Raw genomic sequence first — 24,663 nt, forward strand, 5'->3', positions numbered from 1 at the left:
CTAAGCAGCAAGCTGCCAATCCTGCGCGACCTCGGCCAGAAGCACGCGCCTAGAGTTACGCGCCTCTGGCCGACCCCTAAGCGGAGAAGGATAAAGCTATGCCTGAAACCCGCGCTTCGCCCACTCTCATTCCAGACTTTTGCTCGCCTGCTCGGTCACGTCGCGGGACAGGCCGGGTTCGGCCAGAACGCGCTGCAGCGCGGCGCGCATCATCGCCGCGCGCGCCTCGTCGAAGCGCCGCCAGCGTCCCAGCGGCGGCACCAGCCGCGCCGCCGTCTGCGGATTGATCTTGTCGAGCGCGATGATGCAGTCCGCCACCAGCCGATAGCCCTCCCCCGAACGGTGGTGGAAAGCCCATTGGTTGCCCGCGAACGCCCCGAACAGCGACCGCACCCGGTTGGGATTGGCGAGCGTGAAATCCTTATGCTCCCGCAGGTCCGCCACCAGCTGCACTGTGTTGGGATGAAAGGCAAAAGCCTGCGTCTGGAACCATTTATCCAGCGTCAGCGCATCGTCGCGATAACGATTGTAGAAGATGTCGAGCGCCGCTTCCCGTTCGTCGCTGGCGCCATTCGCCAACGTTGCGAGCGCCGCCTGGCGTTCGGTCATGTTGTCGGCTTCATGGAACTGGGCGAAGGCGATTTGCGGGCCATCCTGCGCGCCCGAGGCCACCAGGTAATGCAGCGCGATATTCCGCAGCTTGCGAGCGCCCTTGGCCGCCGGGGACAGGGAGAAGGCATTGGCCTTCGTCCCGGCATGGATGTCGCGCCACAGCGGCTCCAGCGCTTCGCCGATACGCTGTTGCAGCGCATCTCGCGCGGCGTGGATCGCGTCGGGATCGACGACCGGCATCTGATCGCCCAGATAGGCTTCGCTCGGCAGGCGGATGGTTTCGGCGACGAAGGCGGGGTCGAGCTGCGGATCGGTCGCGGTATCGCGGATCGCCGCAATAACAGCATCCTCATCGACCGCCTGCCCGCCGATCCGACCGATCAGCACATTCACCATCAACTGCTGCATCGCCTCATAACGGGCGAACGGATCGTCATCATGGGCCGATAGAAAGGCGAGATCGGCCTGACTGCGGTTGGTTTCGACGATGACGGGCGCGGAAAAGCCGCGGTTGATCGACAGGATCGGGGCCGAGGAAAAGCCTTCGAAGCGGAAGCTCTGCTTCGCCTGCGTCAGCATCAGCAATTGATCGCCCTGATGCCGCCCGCTTGCTGGGTCGAACAGCGCGACGCGCATCGGAATGGCCATCGGCTTCTTGTCCGGCTGACCCGGCGTTGGCGGCACGGCCTGTTCCAGCAGCAGTTCGGCAGTGCCGGTGGCCGGATCGTGGCTCAGCATGGCGCGGACATGGGGCGTACCCGCCTGTTCATACCACAGCCGGAACTGGCTGAGGTCGATGCCGCCTCCCTCCTCCATGGCGCGGACGAAATCCTCGCAGGTGGCGGCTTGCCCATCATGACTCTCGAAATAGAGGTCGGTGGAGGCGCGGAAGCGTTCCCATCCCAGCATCAGCGCCATCATGCGGATCAGCTCCGCACCCTTGTTATAGATGGTCGCCGTGTAGAAGTTACTGATTTCCATATAGGATTCAGGCCGGACCGGGTGAGCGAGCGGCCCCGAATCTTCCTGAAACTGGGCGGCGCGCAGGATGCGGACATCCTCGATCCGCTTGACCGCATGGCTACCCATATCGGCGGAAAAGCTCTGGTCGCGGAAAACCGTAAAGCCCTCTTTCAGCGAAAGCTGGAACCAGTCGCGGCAGGTGACGCGATTGCCCGACCAGTTGTGGAAATATTCATGGGCGACCACCCCTTCCACGCCATCATAGTCGAGGTCCGTCGCTGTTTCCGGATCGGCCAGAATATAGCGTGAATTGAATATGTTAAGACCCTTATTCTCCATCGCGCCGAAGTTGAAGTCCGCCACGGCGACGATGTTGAATACGTCCAGATCATATTCCCGGCCATAGACCCGCTCGTCCCAGGCCATGCTGTCCTTAAGGGCCTTCATCGCATGGGCGGTGCGGGGCAGGTCCGCTTCCCTGACCCAGATGCCGAGCGCGACTTCGCGCCCGCTCATCGTCACGAAGCGGTCGGCGTTGCAGGCGAGATCGCCCGCCACCAGCGCGAAGAGATAGCAGGGTTTGGGAAAAGGATCGGTCCAGCGCGCCCAATGACGACCGCCAGGCAGATCGCCCTTTTCCACCGGATCGCCATTGGCGAGCAACACAGGATAGCGGCTCTTGTCCGCTTCCATCCTGACGGTGTAGCGCGACAGCACATCAGGCCGGTCCGGGAAGAATGTGATGCGGCGGAAACCCTCCGCCTCGCACTGGGTGCAGAGCAGGCCCCCGCTGGCATAAAGGCCCATGAGCTTGCTGTTGCTGTCCGGTGCGACCTCCACTCGCGTCTCGACCTGATGGGACTGGCCGTTAAGGGGGACAACCAGCGTCCCGCCATCCAGGGCCCATTCTTCCGGTCCCAATGTGCGTCCATCCACCTTGACCTCCACTGGCAGGAGGCCATCGCCTTCCAGCCTCAAGGGCCGGTCATGCGTGCCGTTGCGGACAATGGACAGCACTGCGTGGACCTGCGTGGCGGATGCGTCCAGATCGAAGTCCAGCGCAATATCGGGGACCAGCCAGTCGGGCGGGCGATAATCCAGGCGGCGGATGATCGCGGGCGCGGCGGCGTTGGTGGATTGCATGTCAGCCATGCCAGCAAGCTAGGTAATGGGCGGGCAAAAGACTAGGGGGAACGCACGGAAAACGGCGCGATTCCCAAATGACGGGGCTTTCTAGATGCGTTCGCCCGACAGGCGCTGGCACAGCATGTCGAGTTGATCGAGATTCGAATAACGCAGCGAAAGCGTGCCGCCAGCCCCGGCCGTATCGCCATGGCTGATTTCGACCTTCAGGCCCAATATGTCGGCCAGATGCTGTTCGAGCGCGGCAATATCCGCATCTTTTCCGCTGGACGGGACGGCCGCACGCGGTCGCGATGATGCATTGTCGTTGCCGGTTCGGGCACGGCGGACAAGCTGTTCCGTGTCACGGACGGACAGGCCCTTTTGCTCCACCTGTTGGGCCAGCGTCTCGCAATCGGGCACGCCGATCAGGGCGCGGGCATGGCCCATCGACAGGCGGCTTTCCATCACCGCCTGCTGCACCGGCTGCGGCAGGTCCAGCAGGCGCATCAGATTGGCGATATGGCTGCGCGACTTGCCGACGATCCGCCCCAAAGCTTCCTGGCTGTGATGGAATTCGCCGATCAGCTTGCGATAGGCTTCCGCTTCTTCGATGGGATTGAGGTCTTCGCGCTGGATATTTTCGACGAGCGCGATTTCCAGCGTTTCCTGTTCATCGAAATCCCGGACGATGGCGGGGATGCGATGCAGTTGCGCCCGCTGGGCCGCGCGCCAACGGCGTTCGCCCGCGACGATCTGAAAACCGCCGCCATGGGCGCGCACGATGATCGGTTGGATCACGCCGCGCTTTGCGATGGAATCGGCCAGTTCCTGCAAGGCCGCATCGTCGAAATGGCGGCGCGGCTGTTCCGGGTGCGGCTGGATCAGGGCGACTTCGATGCTCTGCACGGCCTTGGCGGAAGCAGTGGGCGCCGAAGGGGCGATCGGCTCTTCCCTTTGCACATCCCCCAGCAACGCGGAAAGACCGCGACCCAATCCATGAGCACGCTTTGCCGTCTTCGGTTTGTCGTTGGTCTCGTCGCTCAAGCCGCCTCCTCCTGCCGCGGAAGCCGCGCTATCAGTTCACGCGCCAGCCGCATATAGGCATCCGAACCGGAGCAGCGGAAATCATAGATCAGAGCGGGCACGCCATGGCTCGGCGCTTCGGAAAGACGGACATTGCGCGGGATCACCGTGCTGAAAACAAGATCGCCCAGACAGGCTCGCACATCATCCGCCACCTGGTCGGTCAACCGGTTGCGGCGATCATACATGGTGAGCGCCACGCCCATGATCGACAGGCCGGGATTGAACCGGCCTCTGATCCGGTCCACCGTCTGAAGCAGTTGCGAAAGTCCCTCCAGCGCGAAAAATTCGCATTGCAGGGGGACGAGCAGATATTGCGCCGCGACCATGGCATTGATGGTCAGCAGGCCGAGCGAGGGTGGGCAATCGATCAGGCAGATGTCCCAGCGCCCCGGCGGCGCTTCCGCCAATACGCGCTCCAGCCGATGCGTGCGCTCTTCATATTCGATCAGTTCGATTTCGGCGCCGGACAGATCCTGCGTCGCCGCCACCAGATCCAGTTTCGGCACTCGCGTCGCAATGACCGCATCGTCCAGAGCGCAATTCCCCACCAGCAGGTCATAGCTGGATTGAGCGCGATCCGCATGGTTCACGCCCAGACCGGTCGAGGCGTTTCCTTGTGGGTCGAGATCGACCAGCAGCACCCGCAGGCCGGTAGCGGCGAGGCCGGTGGCCAGATTGATGGCGGTGGTCGTCTTGCCCACACCGCCCTTCTGGTTGGCGATGGCGATACAAATCATCCTCGGCCCTTCCTCCTGACGGATTTGACGTTGCGCGCGACGATGATGGCGCTATCGGCATCGGTCACGCTGCGTTCCACGTGGAACATACCTTGCCACGCCGCGCGCGCCGTCTCCAGTTCATTTTGTGCATTTCGTCCTTTTGGCAGCACCCAAAGCGTCTTTTCATCGGCCAGATGGATCGCCGTTTCGAGAAGGCGCGGCAAAGGGGCGTAGGCGCGTGCGCTGATAATGGCCGCCGCCGTTTTCGGAACGACTTCCACACGGCCTGCAAATACTGCCGCGTGACGAAGGCCCAGCTCATCCACTACGGCCTGGAGAAAATCGATCCGCTTCCGGCGCGATTCGACCATCAATATCGGGCGATCCGTGAGCAATGCCACCACAATGGCGGGCAACCCCGCGCCTGATCCCAGGTCGATCCATTGTCCGTCAGGAGCATCGCCGGTGAATGTCAGCAGCTGCGCCGAGTCGACGATATGACGCGCCCAGACATGAGGGCGCGTCGATTCCGCGATCAGATTCTGCCGCTCCATCTCGACCAGTAGCATGGCGACAAACCGCTCCAGCCTGTCCCATGTTTCACGTGAAACAGCGAACTGATCCGCAATCCAAGCCCGAGCCTCTTCCTCCGTCACGCCGCCACTCGCCTGACATGGACAAGGATGGCGGCGAGGGCGGCTGGCGTTATGCCGCGAATACGGCCCGCCGCCGCAAGCGTATCCGGCCTTGCTGTTTCGAGGCGTTCGATCATCTCGGTGGAAAGACCGCCGATGGACGTGAAATCGAAATCGGCCGGGATGAACACGCGCTCATTGCGGCGAAGCTCGGCGATCTCTGCTTCCTGCCGTTCCAGATAGGGCGCGTAATGCGCGTCCTCCAATATCTCGTCGCGCAAATCATCCGGCGCCTTGGCGAGCGATGGTGCCAGCGTCAGGAGCAGGCCACGATCCACTTCCGGAAAGCGCGCCCATTCGAACAGCGAACGCCGTGCTCCATCCTGCCGTACGGTCGCGCCAGCCCTGGCCATTTCCGTGGCGGTCATGGCTCGCGCCAATTCGGCCTCGATAGTAGTCCGGGCTTCCTGGCGTGCCTGTAGCCGCGCCAGCCGCTCGGCACCCAAGACCCGATGCGCCATGCCTATCTGGCCCAAACGGCTTTCGGCATTATCGGCCCGCAATCGCAAACGATATTCCGCGCGCGCCGTAAGCATCCGGTAGGGTTCGGTCACGCCCTGCAAAACCAGATCGTCTATCATCACGCCGATATAGCTGCTGGCGCGATCGAGGATCATGGGCGCTTCGGCGCGTGCGCGGGCCGCGGCGTTGACGCCAGCGATCAGTCCCTGCGCGGCGGCTTCCTCATAGCCGGTCGTGCCATTGATCTGGCCCGCGCAGAACAGGCCGGGTATCGCTCGCACTTCCAGCGAGGCATCCAGCGCGCGCGGATCGATATGGTCATATTCGACGGCATAGCCGGGCACCACGATCTCCGCGCGCTCCAATCCTTGCATGGACCGAACCAAAGCGAGTTGCACATCCGCCGGAAGCGACGTGCTGATGCCATTGGGATAGACGAGCGGATCGTCCAGACCTTCCGGCTCCAGGAAAACCTGATGGCCGTCGCGATCGCCAAAGCGCGTCACCTTGTCCTCGATGGAGGGGCAATAGCGCGGCCCCCGGCCCTCGATCGCACCGCTGAACAGTGGGGAGCGACCCAGCCCGTTGCGGATGATCGCATGGGTATCGGCGTTGGTTCGCGTGATGGCGCAACTCAGCTGCGGAAGGACGCGTCCGGTGGAGAGCGTCGACATGGTCCATGCGGCACTGTCCGATGGCTGCTCTTCGAGCGCTCCCCAGTCGATGGTGCGCCCGTCGATGCGCGGCGGCGTTCCCGTCTTGAGGCGACCAATGGGCAGGTCGAGCGCGCGGAGCTGCACGCCCAGAGCCGTCGCCGCGCGTTCTCCGGTTCGTCCGCCCGCCAACATGTCCTCGCCGCGAAAAAGCTTGCCGCCGAGGAAGGTGCCAGTCGCCAGCACCACGGCATTGGCTTCCAATCGGCGGCCATCCGCGAGCGCCAGACCCGCGACCGATCCCTGCGAGAGGATCAATTCACTGGCCTCGCCCTCGACAATCTCAAGGCCGGACTGCGCCGCGAGCAGCGCATGGATGGCGGCCCGATAGCGTTTCCGATCCGCCTGCACGCGCGGTCCCTGCACGGCCGCGCCCTTGCTGCTGTTGAGCATGCGATAGTGAATGGCTGCCGCATCGGCCGCGCGCGCGATCAGGCCATCCAGCGCATCCACTTCCCGGACCAGATGGCCTTTGCCCAATCCGCCAATGGCGGGATTGCAGGACATCGCGCCGACCGTGGCCTTTTCGAATGTCAGCAGCGCAACGGACGCGCCCTTGCGCGCCGCCGCCGCCGCTGCTTCGCAACCGGCGTGGCCGCCGCCGACCACGATCACATCATAGCTTGTTCGCATGGACGCGCCTTAACAGATTCCGGCCCCGCCGGTCAAAACTGTTCCACGTGGAACAGTCATCTATTTGCCGATGCAGAATCCCGAAAAAAGCCGGTCGAGCATATCTTCCGTACCAGCGCGTCCGGTGAGCGCATCAATGGCGCGCCGGGCCTGCCGAAGCTCTTCCGCCAGCACCAGCAGGTCGGTCGTGTGTCCCGCTGCGCTCAGGTGGCGATGCAGCGCCGCCGCGCCCTCCCTCTGGCGCGCGTGGAGCGCATATTCGCCTTCGCCCGGCAAAAGCGTCCGCGCTTGCCGCAGGAGCGCGGCCACCAGATTCTCCATGCCCTCCCCTGTTCGCGCAGACACTGCCAAACCCGGATGCCCGGCATGATCGACCCGGTCGCATTGCGCGCCAATCAACAGGGCATCGCTGCGCGGCGTGTCCTGGGGTGGTCCCAGCCACAGGATGATGTCCGCCCCTTCCAGCGCGGCCCTCGCCCGGTCGATGCCAATCGCTTCGATGCTGTCGGCCGTGCTCTCCCGCAAACCCGCCGTGTCGGTGAAGAGGAAGGCGATGCCGCCAATAGCTGCCGGCGCTTCGATACGGTCGCGGGTCGTTCCAGCGATGTCGGAAACGATGGCGGCCTCCCGCCCGACCAGCGCATTCAGCAGGGTCGATTTGCCCGCATTGGGCGGTCCGGCCAGAACGACTCGAACACCGTCGCGCAACCGCTCCGCCGACGGCGCGGAAAGAATGGCGGCCACATCCTCCGCCAGCGATTCGATACCCGCGCCGATTCGCTCTTCGATCTGCGCGTCGGGCACATCGTCCTCATCGGAAAAGTCGAGCGCCGCCTCCGCCATGGCGGACAGGTCCAGCAAGCGATGGCGCCATGTGTCGATCCGCCGCGAAAAATGGCCTTCCGCCATCATCAACGCCGCGCGCCGCTGTTGCTGCGTTTCCGCCGCCAGCAGATCGGACAGCCCTTCTACCGCATTCAGGTCCATGCGCCCATTTTCAAAGGCGCGCCGCGTAAATTCGCCCGGTTCGGCCCGGCGCAGTCCCGCCATCGCGCCCAGCGCGGCTTCGACACCGGCGATCACCGCCCGGCCGCCATGGCAATGCAGTTCCGCCATATCCTCTCCGCTCACCGTCGCGGGGCCGGGAAGCCAAAGCACCAGAGCCCGATCAAGTGGCGCGCCATCGCGCGGATCGCGCAGCAGATTCAGGCTCGCCATGCGCGGCGGCGGCAATCGGTGGGCCAGCGCCAGCAAGGCCGGTCCCGCCTGCGGGCCGCTCACGCGAATAACGGCAATGCCAGCCGGCGGCGCACCGCTCGACAAGGCGAAGATCGTGTCGGTCACTTAGCCCTTTTTCTTGTCGCCATTGGTGCCGCCGCCGACCCCGGCCAGACCGATATTCATCAACTGCTGGAACATCCGCACGCCCGCATCGCCCATCGGGGAAAAGCTCTTGAACAGCGTTTCCATCTGCTCCGCGCTGCCGATGCCGTCAAAGCCGTCCAGCATGGTCTTGATATATTTATCATGAATGGGGGTCACATCCGGCAACCCCAGGAAAGAGCGCGCTTCGGCGGGGGTGCAATCCACATCGACGGTCACCTTCATAATCACTTCCCTTATCCTGTCGCGCAAGTGCAGCCTTCATGCCGCAAGAACGGGCGCATGTGCAAATATTTTGGCGCGGAGAGTGGGTTGCGCGGGCCGCTGGAAAGGCCATTATGTGGCGACAAGATCCCTATGGAAAGGATTCCCCCATGGCAGACTTCACCCCCATTTCCACGCTGGAGGGCGACGCGCAGTTCGATGCCTATGTCGCTCGTCCCGAGGGAACGCCCAAGGCCGCCATCGTCGTCATCCAGGAAATATTCGGCGTCAATGAAGGCATTCGCCGCAAATGCGACAAATGGGCGGAAGCGGGCTATCTGGCCATCGCGCCGGACCTGTTCTGGCGGATTGGTCCCCATATCGAGCTGGACCCCGATATTGCCGCTGAAATGGAGCGGGGGTTGGGTCTGTTCGGCCAGTTCGATCAGGACAAGGGCGTTCGCGATATCGAAGCCACCATCAAATTCACGCGCAAGGAAATCGGTGGCGGCAAGATCGGTCTGGTCGGCTATTGCCTCGGCGGCCGTCTGGCGTTCATGTCGGCATGCCGCACCGATGGCGATGCCTTTGTCGGCTATTATGGCGTCGGGATCGACAATCTGCTCGGGGAAAGCCACGCCATCGGCAAGCCGGTGATGCTGCATATCCCGACCGCCGACGGCTTCGTCCCGGCGGAGGTCCAGCAAAAGATGCATGCGGGTCTCAAAGATAATCGCCACGTCACCTTGCATGATTATGAGGGGCTGGATCACGGCTTTGCCGCTGAAATGGGCAATCGCCGGATGGAGGATGCCGCGCAGCTGGCCGACAGGCGCACGGCGGATTTCTTCGCCGCGCATCTGGCCTGACCGGGGCGTCCGATGAGCGGCGGCTGGCGGATGGTGGCCCGCCGTCATGGCGGGCCGGAGGTGATCGCGCGCGAGGATTTCGATCCCGGCGCGCCCTCTGAAGGAGAAGTGCTGATCGCGCAGGAAGCCGTCGGCCTCAATTTCATCGACATCTACTACCGCACGGGCCTTTATCCCGCCCCGCTTCCGGTCGCTCTGGGAGCGGAAGGCGCGGGGCGGATCGTGGCGACCGGACCGGGCGTCGGTAGGAGACCGGGTCGGCTGCGCGAGTGGGCTTGGCGCTTATGCCACGCACCGCATCGTGCCCGCCAACCGCGTCGTCAGGATTCCCGACGGCGTTTCGCTGGAAGACGCCGCCGCGATGATGCTGAAGGGCATGACCGCCTGCTATCTGGCCGAAGACACGCTTGCCCTGACCGCCGGGCAGGTCGCGCTGGTTCATGCCGCGGCGGGCGGCGTGGGATCGGTGCTCGTCCCATGGCTGCGCGACAAGGGCGTCATCGTCGTCGCGCATTGCGGCTCCGCCGAAAAAGCCGCGACGGTGCAGGCGGATCACAGCCTGCATGGCGCTTTCGACACGCTTGCCGCAACGGTGCGCGAGCTTACCGGCGGCAAGGGCGTGGACGTCGTTTATGACGGCGTGGGCAAGGATAGCTGGGACGCCTCTCTCGCCAGCCTCCGCCGGCGCGGTATGATGGTCAGCTATGGCAATGCGTCCGGCGCGGTGCCGCCAGTCCATCTGCTGGACCTCAGCAAGGGCGGATCGCTCTATGTGACGCGCCCCACTTTGTTCGATTATATCGCGTCGGCGGAGGAACTGGCCGCGACGGCGGCTCGCCTTTTCGACCGGATGGAGCGCGGTGTGGTTCGGGCCTCCATCGGCCAGCGTTTCGCGCTTGCCGATGCAGCGGACGCGCAGCGCGCGCTGGAAGAACGTCGGACGACAGGCGCCACGGTCCTCATTCCCTGAAGCGTGAGTTAGACGAAGTGGCGTGAGGGGGGCATGCGCCGCACCGGCTCCCTCCCCCGCTATGACTGCCCAGCCTGCGCGAGCAGCATGTCCGCCATCCACCCCCCTGCCGCCGTTCGGCATAGAGACTGGCACATGAAGTCACCGCCCAAAAAAAGAGGGCGGAGCCATAACGGCTCCGCCCTCTTTTTGCGGACCTATGATCTGGCCAATCAGAACAGCGTCAATATGCCGACCTGATGATCGACGATCCCGTCATAGATCATCTTGAGCGCGACATAGAGGATGACGACCAGGCCGAGATAGGCGATCCAGCGGAACCGCTCTATATATTTGGCGATGATGTTCGCCGCGATGCCCATCAGCGCGACCGACAGAATCAGGCCGATGATGAGGATGCCGGGATGGTCCCGCGCCGCGCCCGCGACCGCGAGCACATTGTCGAGGCTCATCGACACGTCCGCCACGGCGACGGCCCATGCGGCGGCGGCGAAGCTCTTGGCGGGACGCAGGCCCGACACATCGTCGTCGGTCGGATCGTTGGGCGTGTCGAGGCCGCGCTTGGGATGCAGCTCGCGCCACATCTTCCAGCTTACCCAGAGCAGCAGCAGCCCGCCCGCCAGGATCAGGCCGACGATCTGCATGAGCTGCGTCACCACCAGCGCGAAGCCGATACGCAGCACCAGAGCGGCGATGATGCCGATCATGATGACCCGCTGGCGCTGGGCGACGGGCAGGCCGGCGGCCAGCGCGCCGACGACGATCGCATTGTCGCCTGCCAGCAATATATCGATCATCAGCACCTGGCCAAAGGCAGCCAGCGCGGCGGGTGAAGTTATGTTACTGAAATCATTGACGATATGGCCCCAGATGTCGGCTGGAGAACCAAAGCCCTGGGCCGCGGCGGCAGCGGTGGCGAAAAGGTCGATCATAATGGCCTAACGTCCCCTGTAGCGATTTCCCGTCAGATGGGCCCATCTGACGGCTCGACAGTCATAGCAAAACAAAAGCGGAGCGGTTTTGATCCGATGCTCTGGAATCCCGACCGCCCGGTGCTTTACTGGTTCATCGAATCGAAGAAATCTTCGTTGGTCTTGGAATCCTTCATCTTGTCGAGCAGGAATTCCATGGCGTCGATGGTGCCCATCTGCATCAGGATGCGGCGCAGCACCCACATCTTGCTGAGCTTGCCCTTGTCGACCAGCAATTCTTCCTTGCGGGTGCCGGACTTGCCGACATCCAGCGCCGGGAAGATGCGCTTGTCCGCGACCTTGCGATCCAGCACGATTTCCGAATTGCCGGTGCCCTTGAACTCTTCGAAGATGACTTCGTCCATGCGGCTGCCGGTGTCGATCAGCGCGGTGGCGATGATGGACAGCGAACCGCCCTCCTCGATATTGCGGGCCGCGCCGAAGAAGCGCTTGGGCCGCTGGAGCGCATTGGCGTCGACGCCGCCGGTCAGCACTTTGCCCGACGATGGGACCACCGTGTTGTAGGCGCGGCCAAGGCGCGTGATGGAATCGAGCAGGATGACGACATCCTTCTTGTGTTCGACCAGGCGCTTTGCCTTTTCGATCACCATTTCGGCGACCTGGACGTGGCGCTGCGCGGGTTCGTCGAAGGTGGAGGACACGACCTCTCCTTTCACGCTGCGCTGCATGTCGGTGACTTCTTCCGGCCGCTCGTCGATCAGCAGCACGATCAGGAAGACTTCGGGATGGTTGTCCGTGATCGCCTTGGCGATATTCTGGAGCATCACCGTCTTGCCGACGCGCGGCGGCGCGACGATCAGGGTGCGCTGTCCCTTGCCCTGCGGCGAAACGATGTCGATGACGCGGGCCGACTTGTCCTTGACGGTCGGGTCCAGCGTGTCCAGCGACAGCTTCTGTTCGGGATAGAGCGGGGTCAGGTTGTCGAAATTGACGCGGTGACGGACCGCATCGGGATCGTCGAAATTGACGGTGTTGAGCTTGGTGAGGGCAAAATAACGCTCGCCGTCCTTGGGCGCGCGGATTTCGCCTTCCACCGTGTCGCCGGTCCGCAGGCCGAATTTGCGGACCTGGTTGGGCGACACATAGATATCGTCGGGACCGGCGAGAAAGTTCGCTTCGGGTGAGCGCAGGAAGCCGAAGCCGTCCGGCAGCACCTCGATCGTGCCTTCGCCCATGATCTGCTCGCCATTTTCCGCCTCGGCCTTGAGGATGGCGAACATCAGGTCCTGCTTACGCAGCGTGGATGCTCCTTCGACGCCCAGCTCCTCCGCCATGGTGACGAGGTCGGCGGGTGGCTGCTTCTTGAGATCCTTGAGGTGCATGCGAGTCGGTCCGATGGATAGAGTGTCGTGAAAGACAGTTATATGGAGAAAAGCCCGGCAAACAGATGGCTGGGAACGTCCCGCGCCGGACGGGCGGGTGAGTGAAGAGCATTTAGCGATGGGCCTGCCATGCCGTCAAGGCGGGACATCGCCCTTTCTGATGGAAAATTGGCGGCGCTGCCGGTGCCGATCGACCGGCGGTGCCGCAATCGCGGCGATGGACCGTCCCGCCCGCGCCATGGTATAAGGCGGAAAAGCGAAAGGATGAGGGATATGCGCCGCCTCCTTCCCATGGTGGCAATGCTGTGGACGCTGTGCCCGCCTTTGGCCGCGCAGGAAACGCCCTCGCTTGATCCCGCCGTTCCGCCCGCTTTGGTCCGCACCGGCCCGCCCGCCGAGGATCGCGTCACCATTCCCATTCATATCGGCGGCAAGGGGCCGTGGAACTTCATTATCGACACAGGATCGCAGCGCACGGTGATTTCGCGCGAGCTGGCCGACCGGCTGGCGCTTCCCGTGCGCGATCCCGTCACGGTGCTCAGCATGACCGACCGGCTGCAAACCGGCACGGTGGCGCTGTCGACCCTGGGCTTCGGCGATTCGCAAGTGCGCGATATAGAGGCGCCGGTGCTCGACGGCGCGCATCTGGGCGCGCCGGGGTTGCTGGGTCTCGACAGCCTGCAATCCAAACGGCTGCTGCTCGATTTCCGGAGGGGGCGGATGGAGATTAGCGAAAGCAAAAGCCGCTATGCCCGCGATCCCGACACCATCGTCGTCGAAGCGCGGCGGAAGAATGGACAGCTTATCCTGCTCGATTCCGACGTGAATGGGATGGCGGTGAACATCGTGCTCGACACCGGCACTAATTTCAGCGTCGGCAATATGGCGCTGATGAACAAGCTGATCCGCAAGAAACGCGCGCCGCAGCTGGAACAGGCGACGCTCACCAGCGTCACCGGCGGCACGCTGGTCGGTCAGGTGGGCAAGATCCGCGAGGTGCATCTGGGCCGCGTCACGCTGCGCGATCTGCCGGTGCTGTTCGCGGACGCCACGCCCTTTGCCGAACTGGGGCTGGCGGACAGGCCCGCGCTGCTGCTGGGCATCAACGCGCTCAAGGGGTTCGACCGGGTTGCGATAGATTTCGGCAGGGGAAGGGTCGATTTCCTGCTGCCCGACATGGGCTGGCTGGAAAAATCGCGCTTCGCCGCGGCCGCGGGGTAAAACCGCGCCGAGATTGGGAGCGCTGGCTGTTATCGGCCAATGGCCGCCATCCCACATCCGCTCAGGGCGAACGGAGATGGGAATGGCGGTCATTCCGCAATCCACCCATAATTGCCATACGGCACCCCGCTTCGGGAAGCTTCCTGTCGTTCTACGGATCGGGCCGCTGCTGCGCCGGGCGCTGCCGGTCGCGGCCGAGCACTTGGTCGATCCATTGCTGGTCCAGCCGCTGCGGCGCGGGGCGGTCGGCGGGATCGGGCCGGGCATCGGCATCCGGATTGTCGGCCTGTGGCTCGTCCGGCTGGGCGCGTTCCAGCGGCAGGCCGTTTTCATCGACCATCATGCCCCCACCCATTCCATTATCAGGCGCGCCATAATAGGCTTCGTCGTCCGGCTCGAGCTGCCATTCGGGCAGCGTCACCTGGGTATCGAAATTCTCGACCGGCCGCTTGGCGACGGCGACCTTCATGAAATCGGCGAAGGCATGGGCCGGCGCGCGGCCGCCCTGCAATCCGCCCACAGCCCGCGCATCGTCGCGGCCCATCCAGACGCCCGTCGTGATGCCGCTGGAAAAGCCCAGGAACCAGCCATCCTTGTTGCTGCTGGTGGTGCCGGTCTTGCCCGCCACGGGCCGCCCGATCTGCGCCGCCTTGCCGGTGCCGGTGGAAACCGCCGTCTGCATGAGGTCGGTCATCCCCGCCGCCACCCAGGGCGCGACCAGCACGCGGCTGGTGTCGTCCTGATGCTCGTAGAGCAGGCGTCCGTCCGCCGTCGTCACCTTGGTGATGCCATAGGGCGCGACCGCGATCCCCTTGCGCGCCACCGAAGCGAAGGCGCGGGTCATGTCGATCAGCCGCACGTCCGACGTGCCCAGCACCATGGACGGATGGGTGTTGACTGGCGTTGAAATGCCGAAGCGCCGCGCCATGTCGGCGATGGTGGGGAAGCCCACTTCCACGCCCAGCTTTGCCGCCACGGTGTTGACCGAATAGGCAAAGGCGGTGCGAACATCGATATCACCCGAAAAGCGCCCGTTGCTGTTGCGCGGGGACCAGCCGTTGATGGTGACGGGCTCGTCCGTGACCCCGGTATCGGGCGTATAGCCCGCTTCCAGCGCGGCCATATAGACGAACAGCTTCCACGCCGAACCCGGCTGGCGCGTCGCGGTGGTGGCGCGGTTATAGTTGGAGGTCACATAGTCGAGGCCGCCGACCATCGCCCGCACCGCCCCGTCCCGGTCCAGCGCCACCAGCGCCCCCTGCGATCCCTTGGGCACATTGGCCTGGATCGCGGCGGTCGCGGCGCGCTGCATGGAAAGGTCGATGGTGGTATAGACCTCCAGCGGCTCATTCGGTTCGGTGATGAGCGTGTCGAGCTGCGGCAGCGCCCAGTCGGTGAAGTAACGCACGCTGTTCTGCGGCGGCTCGGGGGCCATCTTCACATCCGCCAGATTGGCGCTGGCATGTTCCGCCGCGCTGATCGCGCCATTTTCCTGCATCAGGTCCAGCACCACGCCCGCGCGGCCGATGGCGGCCTCCGCATCAGCGGTGGGGGAGTAGCTGGAGGGGGCCTTCACCAGCCCCGCGATGATCGCCGCTTCCGGCAGATTGAGGCTGTCGGCGGGATGGCCGAAGAACTTCCGGCTCGCCGCGTCGATGCCATAGGCGCCGCCGCCGAAATAGACCTTGTTGAGGTAAAGCTCCAGGATCTGCCGCTTGCTGAACTTGCGTTCCAGCGCCAGCGCCAGCACCATTTCCCGGATCTTGCGGCCCCAGCTATAGCTGTTGTTGAGGAAGATGTTGCGCGTCACCTGCTGGGTGATGGTGGACGCGCCCTGCAAGCGGCGGCCCTTGCCCCGGTTTTCGAGCGCCACCCACGCCGCGCGCGCCATGCCGATGGGATCGACGCCGGGATGCAGATAGTAACGCTTGTCCTCGGTCGACACCATCGCGTCGACCATCACCTGCGGGATCTGGTCATAGGACAGCCAGCGCCCGAAGCTCGGCCCCAATGACACGATGACGCTGCCGTCCGCCGCATGGACGCGGATCATCTGGCCGTTGGGCGATGATTTGAGGCTGCTATAGTCGGGCAGCGACTGCATCGCGATGACGACCGCCACGACGATCGCCACCACGGCGGCGACCAGCGCGATCAGGCCCGCCTTGAGGCCCCGCATCAGCCACAGCCTTGCCGTGCCCGGCGGTTCCTTGCTCTTGCCCGATCTTGCCATGATGTCCGTGCCGCCCCGGATACGCGCTAATGGAAAAGGGGACCAGCGCAAATCCGGCGTCGGCCCTCAAAAAGTCTCTGCCGGTCTCAAGAGGATCGCGGCTTTACCCGTAATGAACGGTTACTCCGCCTCGTCGCGCGGCTTGAAGTCCAGCGATGCGCTGTTCATGCAATAGCGCAGGCCGCCCACTCCCGGCCCATCGGGAAAGACATGGCCCAGATGCCCCTCGCATTTGGCGCAGCGCACTTCGGTGCGGATCATGCCATGGCTGGAATCGCGCAATTCGTCGACCGCGTCGATGTCCACCGGCGCGGTGAAGCTGGGCCAGCCCGATCCGCTGTCATATTTTTCCTCGGAATCGAACAGCTCCGCCCCGCAACCGGCGCAAAAATACACGCCGTCGGCCTTGTTGCTGTTATATTTGCCGGTAAAGGCCCGCTCCGTGCCGCCTTCCCGCAAGACATGATATTGTTCGGGGGGAAGGCGGTTGCGCCATTCCTCTTCGGTCAGGTTCAGCTTGTCCATGGCCGCAATATGGCGCGCGCGGGGCAGCCGATCAAGCCATGCCGATGCGCTATATTCCTGGGGATGACGCAGTTTGCAAATTCACGTCGCGGGGCGACCGATTTCGGCCATTCCACCTTCGCTCAGGGCGAACGGAGATGGGAATGGCGGACAGTCCGCTCCCCACCAATCCGCCATCCGGCGCGCCATATTCCTATCGCTCCCGCGCGGCCTGCCGGGCGATGGTGAGCAGCTCGTGCCGGACCATGAGGTCGCCCAGGCCGCGCCCGCTCCGGCTGGCGCGTTCCGCCTGCGCCAGGCGCTGGATGACGCGGGCGATGCCCGACGCATCCCATAGTCGCACCTGCCGCGTGACGACGCCCTTTTCCTTCCAGAATACGGCCTTTCCCGCCGCCTCCATCGCCGCCTCCAGCCGCCCGCTCCGGTCGAAATCGGCGCGGATATGGGCGAGCAGCATGGCGCGGGTCAGCAGCGGGCGCAGGAAGGACGCCATGGCCGCGCCGACCTCCGCCAGTCGCCCCAGTTCCTTGTGCATGGCCCTGAGATCGCCGCCCAGCACGGCGTTCACCAGCGGCGCGGCGTCGGATTCGGGATTGTCGGCGGACAGGGCGTCCAGCGCTTCGGCGGTCGCTTCCTGCGGACGGTCGGGCGCAGCGTCGAGATAGAGGATCAGCTTTTCGATCTCCCCGCTCATCAACGCGCGGTCGCCATTGGCCAGGTCGACGATCCGCCGCGCCAGTTCCGTGGGCAGGCGCAGCCCGCCTTCCCGCGCGATGGCGACGGCGATCTGCTCCGCCTCCCGCGCATCGGGCTGATAGGAGATGAAGGCCAGCGTCTGCTTGTGGTCCAGCGCCAGTTTCACCAGCTTGGACGTGGCCTTGAGCGCGCCCGCCACCGCGATCACCGGATTGCCCGCCGCTTCCGCTTCCAGCAGCGCGTGGAGCGCCGGCACGGACTCCTCGCCCATGCCGTTGACGCGAATCCACCGCTTGTCCCCGAACATGGAGAAGGACGCCGCCTCGTCCGCCAGCCGGGCGGGATCGTCGCGCAGCGTCGCGCCGTCCAGGTCTATACGCTCGGCTTCCGGCCCCATCGCCCGCTCCAGCCGTTTGGCCAGCGCCATGCTGCCCGCTTCGTCGGGGCCATAGAGCAGGAAGAAGCGGACATCCGCCGGGGGGGCGTCCAGCGCCTTTTCGATCTGGCCTCTATTGGCCTTCATGACGCTGGTTCCGCGCCGCGAACATGGCGAGCCGCGCGACGATCTGGTCGGCGATGGTCTGCGACAAGCGTTCCAGCGCCGTGTCCTCCGCCGCGATGGTCGCATATTCGCTGGAGGTCACGTCGATGCCCGCGTCCGACCCGGCCGTGTCGTCCAGCACCTGCGCGCCGGTCGCCCCGTCGATCAGCCGGTAACGGGCGCGCAGCGTACGCCGTTCGCGCGTGATGGCGGCGTCGCTACGCAGGCCGAAGCCGCTGATCTGGTCGTCCAGCTTCACCACCAGCTTGTAGGACGGGCCGTTGCCGCTCATCGTGGAAAGCCGGTCGTTGAGCGCATTGCGGACCAGCCAGCCGCTCTTGCCTTCAATCGGCTCCACTTCGATATTGCCCAGCGCCTGCGCCACCGCGCCATGCCCGCCCCCGCCATAGACGGGCCTCAGCCCACAGGCGGAGAGAAGAACCGTGACGGCGAGCAGGGGGATGATGCGCTTCATGGGACAATCCTATATCCGTTCGCCCTGGGCTTGTCGAAGGGCGTTGGGGCGAACGGTTCCTCTCTCAAATCACCAGATTGACCAGACGATCCGGCACCACAATCACCTTCCTGGGCGTCGCGCCGTCCAGCGTCCGCGCCACGTTGGGCGCCGCGAGGGCGAGCTTTTCCAGTTCCTCCTTCGGCGTCCCCTTGGGCACGGTGATGGTGTCGCGCAGCTTGCCCATCACCTGACAGGCGATGGTGACTTCATCGTCGACCAGCAGCGCGGGATCGACCGCGGGCCATGGCGCGTCGGCGATCAGTCCCTCCTCGCCCATCGCGGCCCAGGCGTCCTCGGCCAGATGCGGCGTCATCGGCGCGACCAGCAGCGCCAGCGTGCGGATGGCGGCGCTGCGCGAGGCCGACGGCTTGGCCTTCTCCACCGCATTGGCGAGTTCGTAGATCTTCGCCACCGCCTTGTTGAAGCTCAGCGCCTCGATATCCCTGGCGATGCCGTCGATGGTCTGGTGCAGCTTGCGGTCGAGCGGCTTGTCCTGCCCCTCCGCGCCCTTGTCCGCTTCCCCGAACAGTCGCCACAAGCGATTGACGAAGCGCCACGATCCTTCGATGCCGCTTTCCGTCCAGGGCAGGTCGCGTTCGGGCGGACTGTCGGACAGCATGAACCAGCGCACCGCGTCCGCGCCATATTGGGCGATGATGTCATCGGGATCGACGACATTCTTCTTGGACTTGGACATCTTCTCGACGCGGCCGACCGTGACCGGCGCGCCGCTTTCGATATGGACATAATCGTCGCCGGACTTCTTCACCTCGCCCGGCGAAAGCCAGCTTCCATCGCCCGCCTTGTAGGTTTCATGCGTCACCATGCCCTGCGTGAACAGGCCGGTGAACGGCTCGGCGAAGCCCAACTGTCCCATATGCTGCAAGGCCCGCGTCCAGAAACGCGCATAGAGCAGGTGCAGGATCGCATGTTCGACCCCGCCGATATACTGTCCCACCGGCAGCCATTTCTCGACCACCTCGCGGTCGAAAGGCTTGTCCTTGGGCTGGCTGGCGAAGCGGATGAAATACCAGCTTGAATCGGCGAAGGTGTCGAGCGTGTCCGTCTCGCGCCGCGCCGCCTTGCCGCATCGCGGGCAATCGACATGCTTCCAGGTCGGGTGCCGGTCCAGCGGATTGCCCGGAATATCGAAGCTCACATCTTCGGGCAGGGTGACGGGAAGCTGGTCCTTCGGCACGCCCACCACGCCGCAATCGTCGCAATGGATGACCGGGATCGGCGTGCCCCAGTAACGCTGGCGCGATACGCCCCAGTCGCGCAGGCGGAAGACGGTCTGCCCCGCGCCCCAGCCGCCCTCTTCAGCGCGGCGGATGACCTCGGCCTTCGCCTCCTCCACGCCCATGCCGTCCAGGAAGCGGCTGTTCACGAGGCGGCCGGGGCCGGTATAGGCTTCGTCGTGGATCGCCTTGGCCTCGTCGCCCTCGGCCGCGACCACGCGTTCCACGGGCAACATATATTTGCGCGCGAAATCAAGGTCGCGCTGGTCGTGCGCGGGCACGCCCATGACCGCGCCGGTGCCGTAATCCATCAGCACGAAATTCGCGATAAAGACCGGCAGCTTCCATTCCGGGTCGAAGGGATGGACCACCGACAGCCCGGTGTCGAAGCCCAGCTTTTCCGCTGTCTCCAGCTCTGCCGCCGTGGTGCCGCCTGCCTTGCACGCCTCGATGAAGGCGGCCGCCTCTGCATTGCCCGCCGCCACCGCCTGCGCCACCGGATGATCCGCCGCAATCGCGACGAAGCTCGCGCCGAAAATGGTGTCGGGCCGGGTCGAATAAACCTCGATCTCGGTATCGAACGGCGCGACCGGCTGGAACCGGAATTGCAGCCCCACCGACTTGCCGATCCAGTTTTCCTGCATGGTCCGCACCTTGTCGGGCCACTGGTCGAGCGCCTTCAGCCCCTCCAGCAGATCGTCGGCGAACTGCGTGATCTTGAGGAACCACTGGGACAGCTTGCGCTTCTCCACCAGCGCGCCGGATCGCCAGCCTCGTCCGTCGATCACCTGCTCGTTGGCGAGCACGGTCATGTCGACCGGATCCCAGTTGACCGCGCTTTCCTTGCGATAGACCAGGCCCGCGTCCAGCATGTCGAGGAACAGCGCCTGTTCATGGCCGTAATAGTCCGGCTCGCAGGTGGCCAGTTCCCGGCTCCAGTCGATGGCGAAGCCCAGCTTCTTGAGTTGCGCGCGCATGTTGGCGATGTTGGAGCGCGTCCATTCGCCCGGATGCACCTTCTTCTCCATCGCCGCATTCTCGGCGGGCATCCCGAACGCGTCCCAGCCCATCGGATGCAGCACCTCATGCCCCGTCATCCGCCGGAATCGCGCCAGCACGTCGCCCATGGAGTAATTGCGGACATGGCCGATATGGATGCGCCCGGATGGATAGGGGAACATCTCCAGCACATAGGATCGCGGCTTGTCGCTGCTGTCGGACGCCTTGAACGTCTGCTTCTCATCCCAGACGGCCTGCCAGCGGGCATCGGCCTCAAGCGGGTTGAAGCGCCTTTGCATGTCGAGTCCTCAAAATGCTTTGGGACCGGGGTTGCGCGCGGCAGCCCGGTCCCGTCCTGAAAGAAAAAGAGAAGGAAGGGTGGATCAGCCCGCAATCGCCATGCGGCGCAGGTCGCGCGCCTTGGTGAGGATGATTTCCTCCAGCTTCTGCGTGGTCGCCGCTTCCACCGGGGCGTTGACCCACTGGCCGCCCTGATTGACCTGACGGCTGCCCGCCACGCGCAGCGCGTCGGCCCGCAGGTCCTGATCCAGGATCGACACGGTCAGCTTCATCCGCTCATTGGGGCTGTTCGGATTGATATACCAGTCGGTGACAATGACGCCGCCATTGGAATCGGTCTGCACCATCGGCATGAAGGACAGCGTGTCCAGGCTGGCGCGCCACAAATAGCTGTTGACGCCGATCGTGGTGATCTTCGACGCGGCGAGATCGGCCTTGGGACGCTCCTTCGACCCGCCGCCGCAGGCGGTGAGCGGCAGAAGCGCAGCCAGCATCAAACCGGCGGAAACAGGAAGGGAAAAGCGGCGGACCATCAGTATGTCCTATATATAAATGACCAGAAACGCCTCGCTTCTATAGTCGACCCGCGCCATTGGGCAAGGGGGACCGCCGCTCTTGTCATCGCGTGCGCCGATGAAACATTGTGTGTTCTGTGCAACAGGCCGGACAAAAAGCGGACCGCGCTCTAGCTTTCCGCCGGTTTTCATGTGTAATGGCCGTCAAATGTAGCTCGGGGGTTAGAGAGTCGCGATCATGCGCGTGAAAAGGGGATATCTGGCATTGGCGGGCGCGGCGGTTGCCGTGGCTGGCTTCATGCTGTCTCCTGCCATTGGCGCGGCGACCGATCTTGTCCGGCTGCGGACGGAAATGCCGGTGTCGCTGGGCGCGCTGGGCAGCATCTCTTCCTTCACGCCGACGACCAAAGATCCCCGACTCGCGGCGGCCTACGCCCGGATCGCGGCGACCGCCAGCCGTCAGAATTTCCGCTTCACGCCCACCAGCGGCTCGCTCAGCGGCCAGCGGTCCGTGACGGTGATGGTGCGCGCGGACAATGATCGCGTGGCCGTCACCCGCACCTTGACGGCGGTGGATATCAAGCCGGTCGCATTCAGCCTGAACGCCACCCACAACTGGCGCAAATTCGCGCTGCCCGATTCGGTCGGGCACAAGGCGCTGGACCCGGTTCCGGTCGAAACCATGGTCGACGCGAAGAATTTCTCGCTCGATCAGGGCAAGAAGGATCGCTTCAGCACGAAGGTGCTGATCGAAAGCCGCCGCGATCCGGCCACCGCCGTCCGCAATCCGAACGCGGACAAGGATTATTCGCTGGATCTGGCCAGTTCCTACTCGCTGACGCGCAACCTGAACGTCACGGCGGGCGTCCGCTACAACAACAGCGTCGCGGGCCGACTGACCCCGATGACCGACGACCGGCAGGACAATCAGGCCGTCTATCTCGGCACCGTCTTCAAATTCTGATCGCCTGAGCTGCTAGTTATGGCCGCCCTCTGAACAGGGTTAATAATGCCTGCCTGAAAGCCAGCTTATGACATTTCTTGGATAAAGTGAGAATCGTGCTCCTGCGAAGGCAAGAGTCAAGTTCTGTCCTCTGATCTGACAGGAGCGCGAGGCGTTTCAAGTCAAGCGAACTCTCAGCCCGGATGGATATTGGTGTCCGCTCTCCATCGTTGGCTGGGCGCTACATAGCTCCACTGCCAAGCTGACGCGCCGATTTGCCAAGAAAGCTGCCCGAGCCAGAATCGGCCAGTTGCAGACACTCGCACCACCCGTTATTCAGCCTTATCTTTCGTTTTGGGCAGTCGTTATGCACCTCCATCTGCGCTGGTCGCTGTCGAAATACGTTGTGCTATCAGCTTCATTATTCGTCACCGCCGCCGCTTACGCCGATGATTGGCGCGAGATACGTCGGACCACAGATATTGTAACCGGACTCGACGCGGGTGGCATTCGCCGGTCTGGATCTATCGTTGAGGCAGCTATGGTAACGGTGCCAAAGGACAATCCTCTTGGTCCTTCAATTCCATATTATGACGTCATCGATTTCCGTGTAGACTGCTCCGCCAGCACCGCACAGATTCTAGGCAGCAAATCATATTTTGGTACTCATCAAATTGGATCAATGCCCGGCGACCAGCAGCCTTCGCAATCAAGAGGCGGTAACTTGGACGTTATTTGCGGAGAATATAGGTCACTTCCTGCTGGCGCAGAGACCGCTTTCGACTTCGCGCAAGGCGCATGGCGTGGTCAATGAAGATAGCGCACACGTCCGTTAGCCACTCCAACCTGACCAACCAACCAATCTAATCCATCAACCCGTCTATCGCCGCCCAACCCGCCGCGCCCAGTGCGCGAAGGCCATGCCCGTGCCGCGCTTCCACGCCCCCCAATGCCATAACGGGAGCCCCCGCCCGCCGCGCCAGCATCGCGAATCGAACCCGGCCCAACGCCCGCCCGCCCGGATGCGAGCGCGTCGGGAACAGCGGCGAAAGGAACAGCATGTCCGCCTTCCCCCGGCCCGCCGCCCTGGTCTCCACCGCCCCGTGCGCGGGTGCGCTGTGGAGCATCGGCCTGCTTCCGCGCCTGTGATCCCTGCCATGCCAGCCATCCGCGCCCCATCCCGCCGCCTCCCGCGCATCGCCGCCCAGCATCAGCAGCAGACGCCGCCGCCGCGCAATCGCCCGGAACCGCGCGAACAAGGCCCGCCGCTCATCCGGCGCGGTGCGATAATGGCGAAAGACGATGCCGCCCCTGCCCCTGGGCAGCCGCGCCGCCGCCGCAAGCTGGAGCGCCCCATCCACGCGCTCATCCGTCATCAGCCAGATCGTCGGCGGTTTTTTGCGGTGGCGATGTTCCATGACCCTCGCCTATAGCAGCCGCCATGACGACCGCCATCACACAAGCCAGGGACCGCCTTGCCGCCGTGCGCGACACCATGGGCCGCGCCGCCCGCCTCACGGGACGCAGCGCCGACGCCATCACCCTGATCGCCGTGTCCAAGACGCAGGAAACCGACGCCATCCGCCCCTTGATCGAAGCGGGCCAGCGCGTGTTCGGCGAAAACCGCGTGCAGGAAGCGCAGGCCAAATGGCCCGCCCTGCGTCAGGAATATCCCGATATCCGCCTTCACCTCGTCGGCCAGCTTCAATCGAACAAGGCGGCGGACGCGGTGGCCCTGTTCGACGTGATCCATTCGCTCGACCGTCCGTCCTTGCTGACGGCGCTCGCCAAAGCCATGGACGCCGGCGGCCGCCGCGTGCCCTGTTACATCCAGGTCAATATCGGGGCGGAGGAGCAGAAGGGCGGCTGCGCCATCGCCGATGTGCCCGCCCTCATCGCCGCCGCGCGGGAAGCAGACGTCCCTTTGCTGGGCCTGATGTGCGTGCCCCCGGCCGAAGGCGAGCCCGCCCCCTATTTCGCCCTGCTCGCCAAAATGGCGCGGGAGGAAGGGTTGGAGCGACTTTCCATGGGCATGTCGGGCGATTTCGAAACCGCGATCATGCTGGGCGCGAGCGACATTCGCGTGGGCACCGCGCTGTTCGGCGTCCGCGCTTAGAGCGTGATCCGATCCAGTTGAATCGGATCACGCTCCATTTTGTTTGTTTGCCGCATTTCCCGAGTCATCAT

Annotated in this window: 21 protein-coding genes and 1 pseudogene; 6 read left to right on the top strand and 16 right to left on the bottom strand. The window is 64.2% G+C overall.

What is annotated here, in order from left to right; genetic code table 11:
* Window positions 1-126 precede the first annotated feature (126 nt).
* From pepN to ATN00_RS03805, 7 genes are all read right to left on the bottom strand, one after another.
* A complete protein-coding gene (gene pepN, locus ATN00_RS03775) occupies window positions 127-2,727 on the bottom strand; it encodes an aminopeptidase N (RefSeq protein ID WP_062062324.1) in 2,601 nt (866 codons plus the stop codon).
* Between the two features lie 81 nt (window positions 2,728-2,808).
* The gene (locus ATN00_RS03780) at window positions 2,809-3,744 is read right to left on the bottom strand and encodes a ParB/RepB/Spo0J family partition protein (RefSeq protein WP_062062327.1); all 936 of its coding nucleotides are present in this window, start codon (window positions 3,742-3,744) and stop codon (window positions 2,809-2,811) included.
* Window positions 3,741-4,523, bottom strand: a complete 783-nt coding sequence (locus tag ATN00_RS03785) for a ParA family protein (RefSeq protein ID WP_062062330.1) — start codon at window positions 4,521-4,523, stop codon at window positions 3,741-3,743. Before ATN00_RS03785 ends, ATN00_RS03780 begins: the two co-directional genes overlap by 4 nt.
* On the bottom strand, window positions 4,520-5,161 hold the full coding sequence (rsmG, locus tag ATN00_RS03790) for a 16S rRNA (guanine(527)-N(7))-methyltransferase RsmG (protein ID WP_062062333.1): 642 nt from the start codon (window positions 5,159-5,161) through the stop codon (window positions 4,520-4,522). The genes ATN00_RS03785 and rsmG overlap by 4 nt, the downstream gene beginning before the upstream one ends.
* Entirely contained in the window at window positions 5,158-7,008 is a 1,851-nt protein-coding gene (mnmG, locus tag ATN00_RS03795) for a tRNA uridine-5-carboxymethylaminomethyl(34) synthesis enzyme MnmG (protein ID WP_062062336.1), read from the bottom strand. The genes rsmG and mnmG overlap by 4 nt, the downstream gene beginning before the upstream one ends.
* Window positions 7,009-7,068: 60 nt before the next feature.
* Window positions 7,069-8,352, bottom strand: a complete 1,284-nt coding sequence (gene mnmE, locus ATN00_RS03800) for a tRNA uridine-5-carboxymethylaminomethyl(34) synthesis GTPase MnmE (RefSeq protein ID WP_062062339.1) — start codon at window positions 8,350-8,352, stop codon at window positions 7,069-7,071.
* Window positions 8,353-8,616, bottom strand: coding sequence for a DUF6489 family protein (locus tag ATN00_RS03805; RefSeq protein ID WP_062062342.1), 264 nt, complete (start codon window positions 8,614-8,616; stop codon window positions 8,353-8,355).
* 149 nt (window positions 8,617-8,765) lie between these two features.
* Here ATN00_RS03805 and ATN00_RS03810 point away from each other — a divergent pair, with 149 nt between their 5' ends.
* Window positions 8,766-9,464 carry a dienelactone hydrolase family protein gene (locus tag ATN00_RS03810; RefSeq protein WP_062062345.1) on the top strand — a complete coding sequence of 233 codons (699 nt, stop codon included), beginning with the start codon at window positions 8,766-8,768 and terminating at the stop codon, window positions 9,462-9,464.
* Window positions 9,465-9,476: 12 nt separating this feature from the next.
* Window positions 9,477-10,434, top strand: a pseudogene (locus ATN00_RS03815) (quinone oxidoreductase family protein).
* Between the two features lie 212 nt (window positions 10,435-10,646).
* Here ATN00_RS03815 and ATN00_RS03820 read toward each other — a convergent pair.
* Both ATN00_RS03820 and rho read right to left on the bottom strand, forming a co-directional pair.
* A complete protein-coding gene (locus tag ATN00_RS03820; protein ID WP_062062348.1) occupies window positions 10,647-11,366 on the bottom strand; it encodes a YjbE family putative metal transport protein in 720 nt (239 codons plus the stop codon).
* Window positions 11,367-11,491: 125 nt separating this feature from the next.
* Window positions 11,492-12,748 (bottom strand): transcription termination factor Rho, encoded by a 1,257-nt coding sequence (rho, locus tag ATN00_RS03825; RefSeq protein ID WP_021245531.1) that lies wholly within the window; start codon window positions 12,746-12,748, stop codon window positions 11,492-11,494.
* 264 nt (window positions 12,749-13,012) lie between these two features.
* Between rho and ATN00_RS03830 the strand changes: the two genes are divergently transcribed.
* Window positions 13,013-13,969: a retroviral-like aspartic protease family protein gene (locus ATN00_RS03830; RefSeq protein ID WP_062068374.1), complete on the top strand. Its 957-nt coding sequence runs from the start codon at window positions 13,013-13,015 to the stop codon at window positions 13,967-13,969.
* 151 nt (window positions 13,970-14,120) lie between these two features.
* Here the strand turns inward: ATN00_RS03830 and ATN00_RS03835 are convergent, their stop codons facing one another.
* From ATN00_RS03835 to ATN00_RS03860, 6 genes are all read right to left on the bottom strand, one after another.
* A complete protein-coding gene (locus ATN00_RS03835; RefSeq protein WP_062062350.1) occupies window positions 14,121-16,202 on the bottom strand; it encodes a transglycosylase domain-containing protein in 2,082 nt (693 codons plus the stop codon).
* Window positions 16,203-16,322: 120 nt separating this feature from the next.
* On the bottom strand, window positions 16,323-16,727 hold the full coding sequence (gene msrB, locus ATN00_RS03840) for a peptide-methionine (R)-S-oxide reductase MsrB (RefSeq protein ID WP_062062353.1): 405 nt from the start codon (window positions 16,725-16,727) through the stop codon (window positions 16,323-16,325).
* A 193-nt stretch (window positions 16,728-16,920) separates the two neighbouring features.
* On the bottom strand, window positions 16,921-17,946 hold the full coding sequence (gene holA, locus ATN00_RS03845; protein WP_062062356.1) for a DNA polymerase III subunit delta: 1,026 nt from the start codon (window positions 17,944-17,946) through the stop codon (window positions 16,921-16,923).
* Window positions 17,933-18,439, bottom strand: coding sequence for an LPS assembly lipoprotein LptE (gene lptE / locus ATN00_RS03850; protein WP_062062359.1), 507 nt, complete (start codon window positions 18,437-18,439; stop codon window positions 17,933-17,935). The genes holA and lptE overlap by 14 nt, the downstream gene beginning before the upstream one ends.
* A gap of 64 nt (window positions 18,440-18,503) precedes the next feature.
* Window positions 18,504-21,017, bottom strand: coding sequence for a leucine--tRNA ligase (gene leuS, locus ATN00_RS03855; RefSeq protein ID WP_062062362.1), 2,514 nt, complete (start codon window positions 21,015-21,017; stop codon window positions 18,504-18,506).
* Between the two features lie 84 nt (window positions 21,018-21,101).
* The gene (locus ATN00_RS03860) at window positions 21,102-21,551 is read right to left on the bottom strand and encodes a DUF3576 domain-containing protein (RefSeq protein WP_062062365.1); all 450 of its coding nucleotides are present in this window, start codon (window positions 21,549-21,551) and stop codon (window positions 21,102-21,104) included.
* Window positions 21,552-21,771: 220 nt separating this feature from the next.
* On the opposite strand from ATN00_RS03860, the gene ATN00_RS03865 reads away from it, so the two are divergent.
* Complete coding sequence (locus ATN00_RS03865; RefSeq protein WP_062062368.1) at window positions 21,772-22,497, top strand: hypothetical protein; 726 nt, start codon at window positions 21,772-21,774, stop codon at window positions 22,495-22,497.
* A 289-nt stretch (window positions 22,498-22,786) separates the two neighbouring features.
* The gene (locus tag ATN00_RS23315) at window positions 22,787-23,290 is read left to right on the top strand and encodes a hypothetical protein (protein ID WP_156415213.1); all 504 of its coding nucleotides are present in this window, start codon (window positions 22,787-22,789) and stop codon (window positions 23,288-23,290) included.
* 49 nt (window positions 23,291-23,339) lie between these two features.
* Here ATN00_RS23315 and ATN00_RS03870 read toward each other — a convergent pair whose 3' ends face one another.
* Window positions 23,340-23,894 (bottom strand): thiamine phosphate synthase, encoded by a 555-nt coding sequence (locus ATN00_RS03870; RefSeq protein ID WP_062062371.1) that lies wholly within the window; start codon window positions 23,892-23,894, stop codon window positions 23,340-23,342.
* Between the two features lie 23 nt (window positions 23,895-23,917).
* Here ATN00_RS03870 and ATN00_RS03875 point away from each other — a divergent pair, with 23 nt between their 5' ends.
* A complete protein-coding gene (locus ATN00_RS03875) occupies window positions 23,918-24,592 on the top strand; it encodes a YggS family pyridoxal phosphate-dependent enzyme (protein WP_062062374.1) in 675 nt (224 codons plus the stop codon).
* The last annotated feature ends 71 nt before the right edge of the window (window positions 24,593-24,663 follow it).

It is taken from the genome of Sphingobium baderi, from assembly GCF_001456115.1.
In the GTDB taxonomy this organism is placed as follows: Bacteria; Pseudomonadota; Alphaproteobacteria; order Sphingomonadales; family Sphingomonadaceae; genus Sphingobium; species Sphingobium baderi_A.

Excerpts from the sequence above, each read along its gene's own strand:
- pepN (WP_062062324.1), bottom strand. The coding sequence starts at position 2,727 with ATGGCTGACATGCAATCCACCAACGCCGCCGCGCCCGCGATCATCCGC.
- ATN00_RS03785 (WP_062062330.1), bottom strand. The coding sequence starts at position 4,523 with ATGATTTGTATCGCCATCGCCAACCAGAAGGGCGGTGTGGGCAAGACG.
- mnmG (WP_062062336.1), bottom strand. The coding sequence starts at position 7,008 with ATGCGAACAAGCTATGATGTGATCGTGGTCGGCGGCGGCCACGCCGGT.
- ATN00_RS03805 (WP_062062342.1), bottom strand. The coding sequence starts at position 8,616 with ATGAAGGTGACCGTCGATGTGGATTGCACCCCCGCCGAAGCGCGCTCT.
- ATN00_RS03810 (WP_062062345.1), top strand. The coding sequence starts at position 8,766 with ATGGCAGACTTCACCCCCATTTCCACGCTGGAGGGCGACGCGCAGTTC.
- ATN00_RS03820 (WP_062062348.1), bottom strand. The coding sequence starts at position 11,366 with ATGATCGACCTTTTCGCCACCGCTGCCGCCGCGGCCCAGGGCTTTGGT.
- rho (WP_021245531.1), bottom strand. The coding sequence starts at position 12,748 with ATGCACCTCAAGGATCTCAAGAAGCAGCCACCCGCCGACCTCGTCACC.
- ATN00_RS03830 (WP_062068374.1), top strand. The coding sequence starts at position 13,013 with ATGAGGGATATGCGCCGCCTCCTTCCCATGGTGGCAATGCTGTGGACG.
- ATN00_RS03835 (WP_062062350.1), bottom strand. The coding sequence starts at position 16,202 with ATGGCAAGATCGGGCAAGAGCAAGGAACCGCCGGGCACGGCAAGGCTG.
- msrB (WP_062062353.1), bottom strand. The coding sequence starts at position 16,727 with ATGGACAAGCTGAACCTGACCGAAGAGGAATGGCGCAACCGCCTTCCC.
- holA (WP_062062356.1), bottom strand. The coding sequence starts at position 17,946 with ATGAAGGCCAATAGAGGCCAGATCGAAAAGGCGCTGGACGCCCCCCCG.
- lptE (WP_062062359.1), bottom strand. The coding sequence starts at position 18,439 with ATGAAGCGCATCATCCCCCTGCTCGCCGTCACGGTTCTTCTCTCCGCC.
- leuS (WP_062062362.1), bottom strand. The coding sequence starts at position 21,017 with ATGCAAAGGCGCTTCAACCCGCTTGAGGCCGATGCCCGCTGGCAGGCC.
- ATN00_RS03860 (WP_062062365.1), bottom strand. The coding sequence starts at position 21,551 with ATGGTCCGCCGCTTTTCCCTTCCTGTTTCCGCCGGTTTGATGCTGGCT.
- ATN00_RS03865 (WP_062062368.1), top strand. The coding sequence starts at position 21,772 with ATGCGCGTGAAAAGGGGATATCTGGCATTGGCGGGCGCGGCGGTTGCC.
- ATN00_RS03870 (WP_062062371.1), bottom strand. The coding sequence starts at position 23,894 with ATGGAACATCGCCACCGCAAAAAACCGCCGACGATCTGGCTGATGACG.
- ATN00_RS03875 (WP_062062374.1), top strand. The coding sequence starts at position 23,918 with ATGACGACCGCCATCACACAAGCCAGGGACCGCCTTGCCGCCGTGCGC.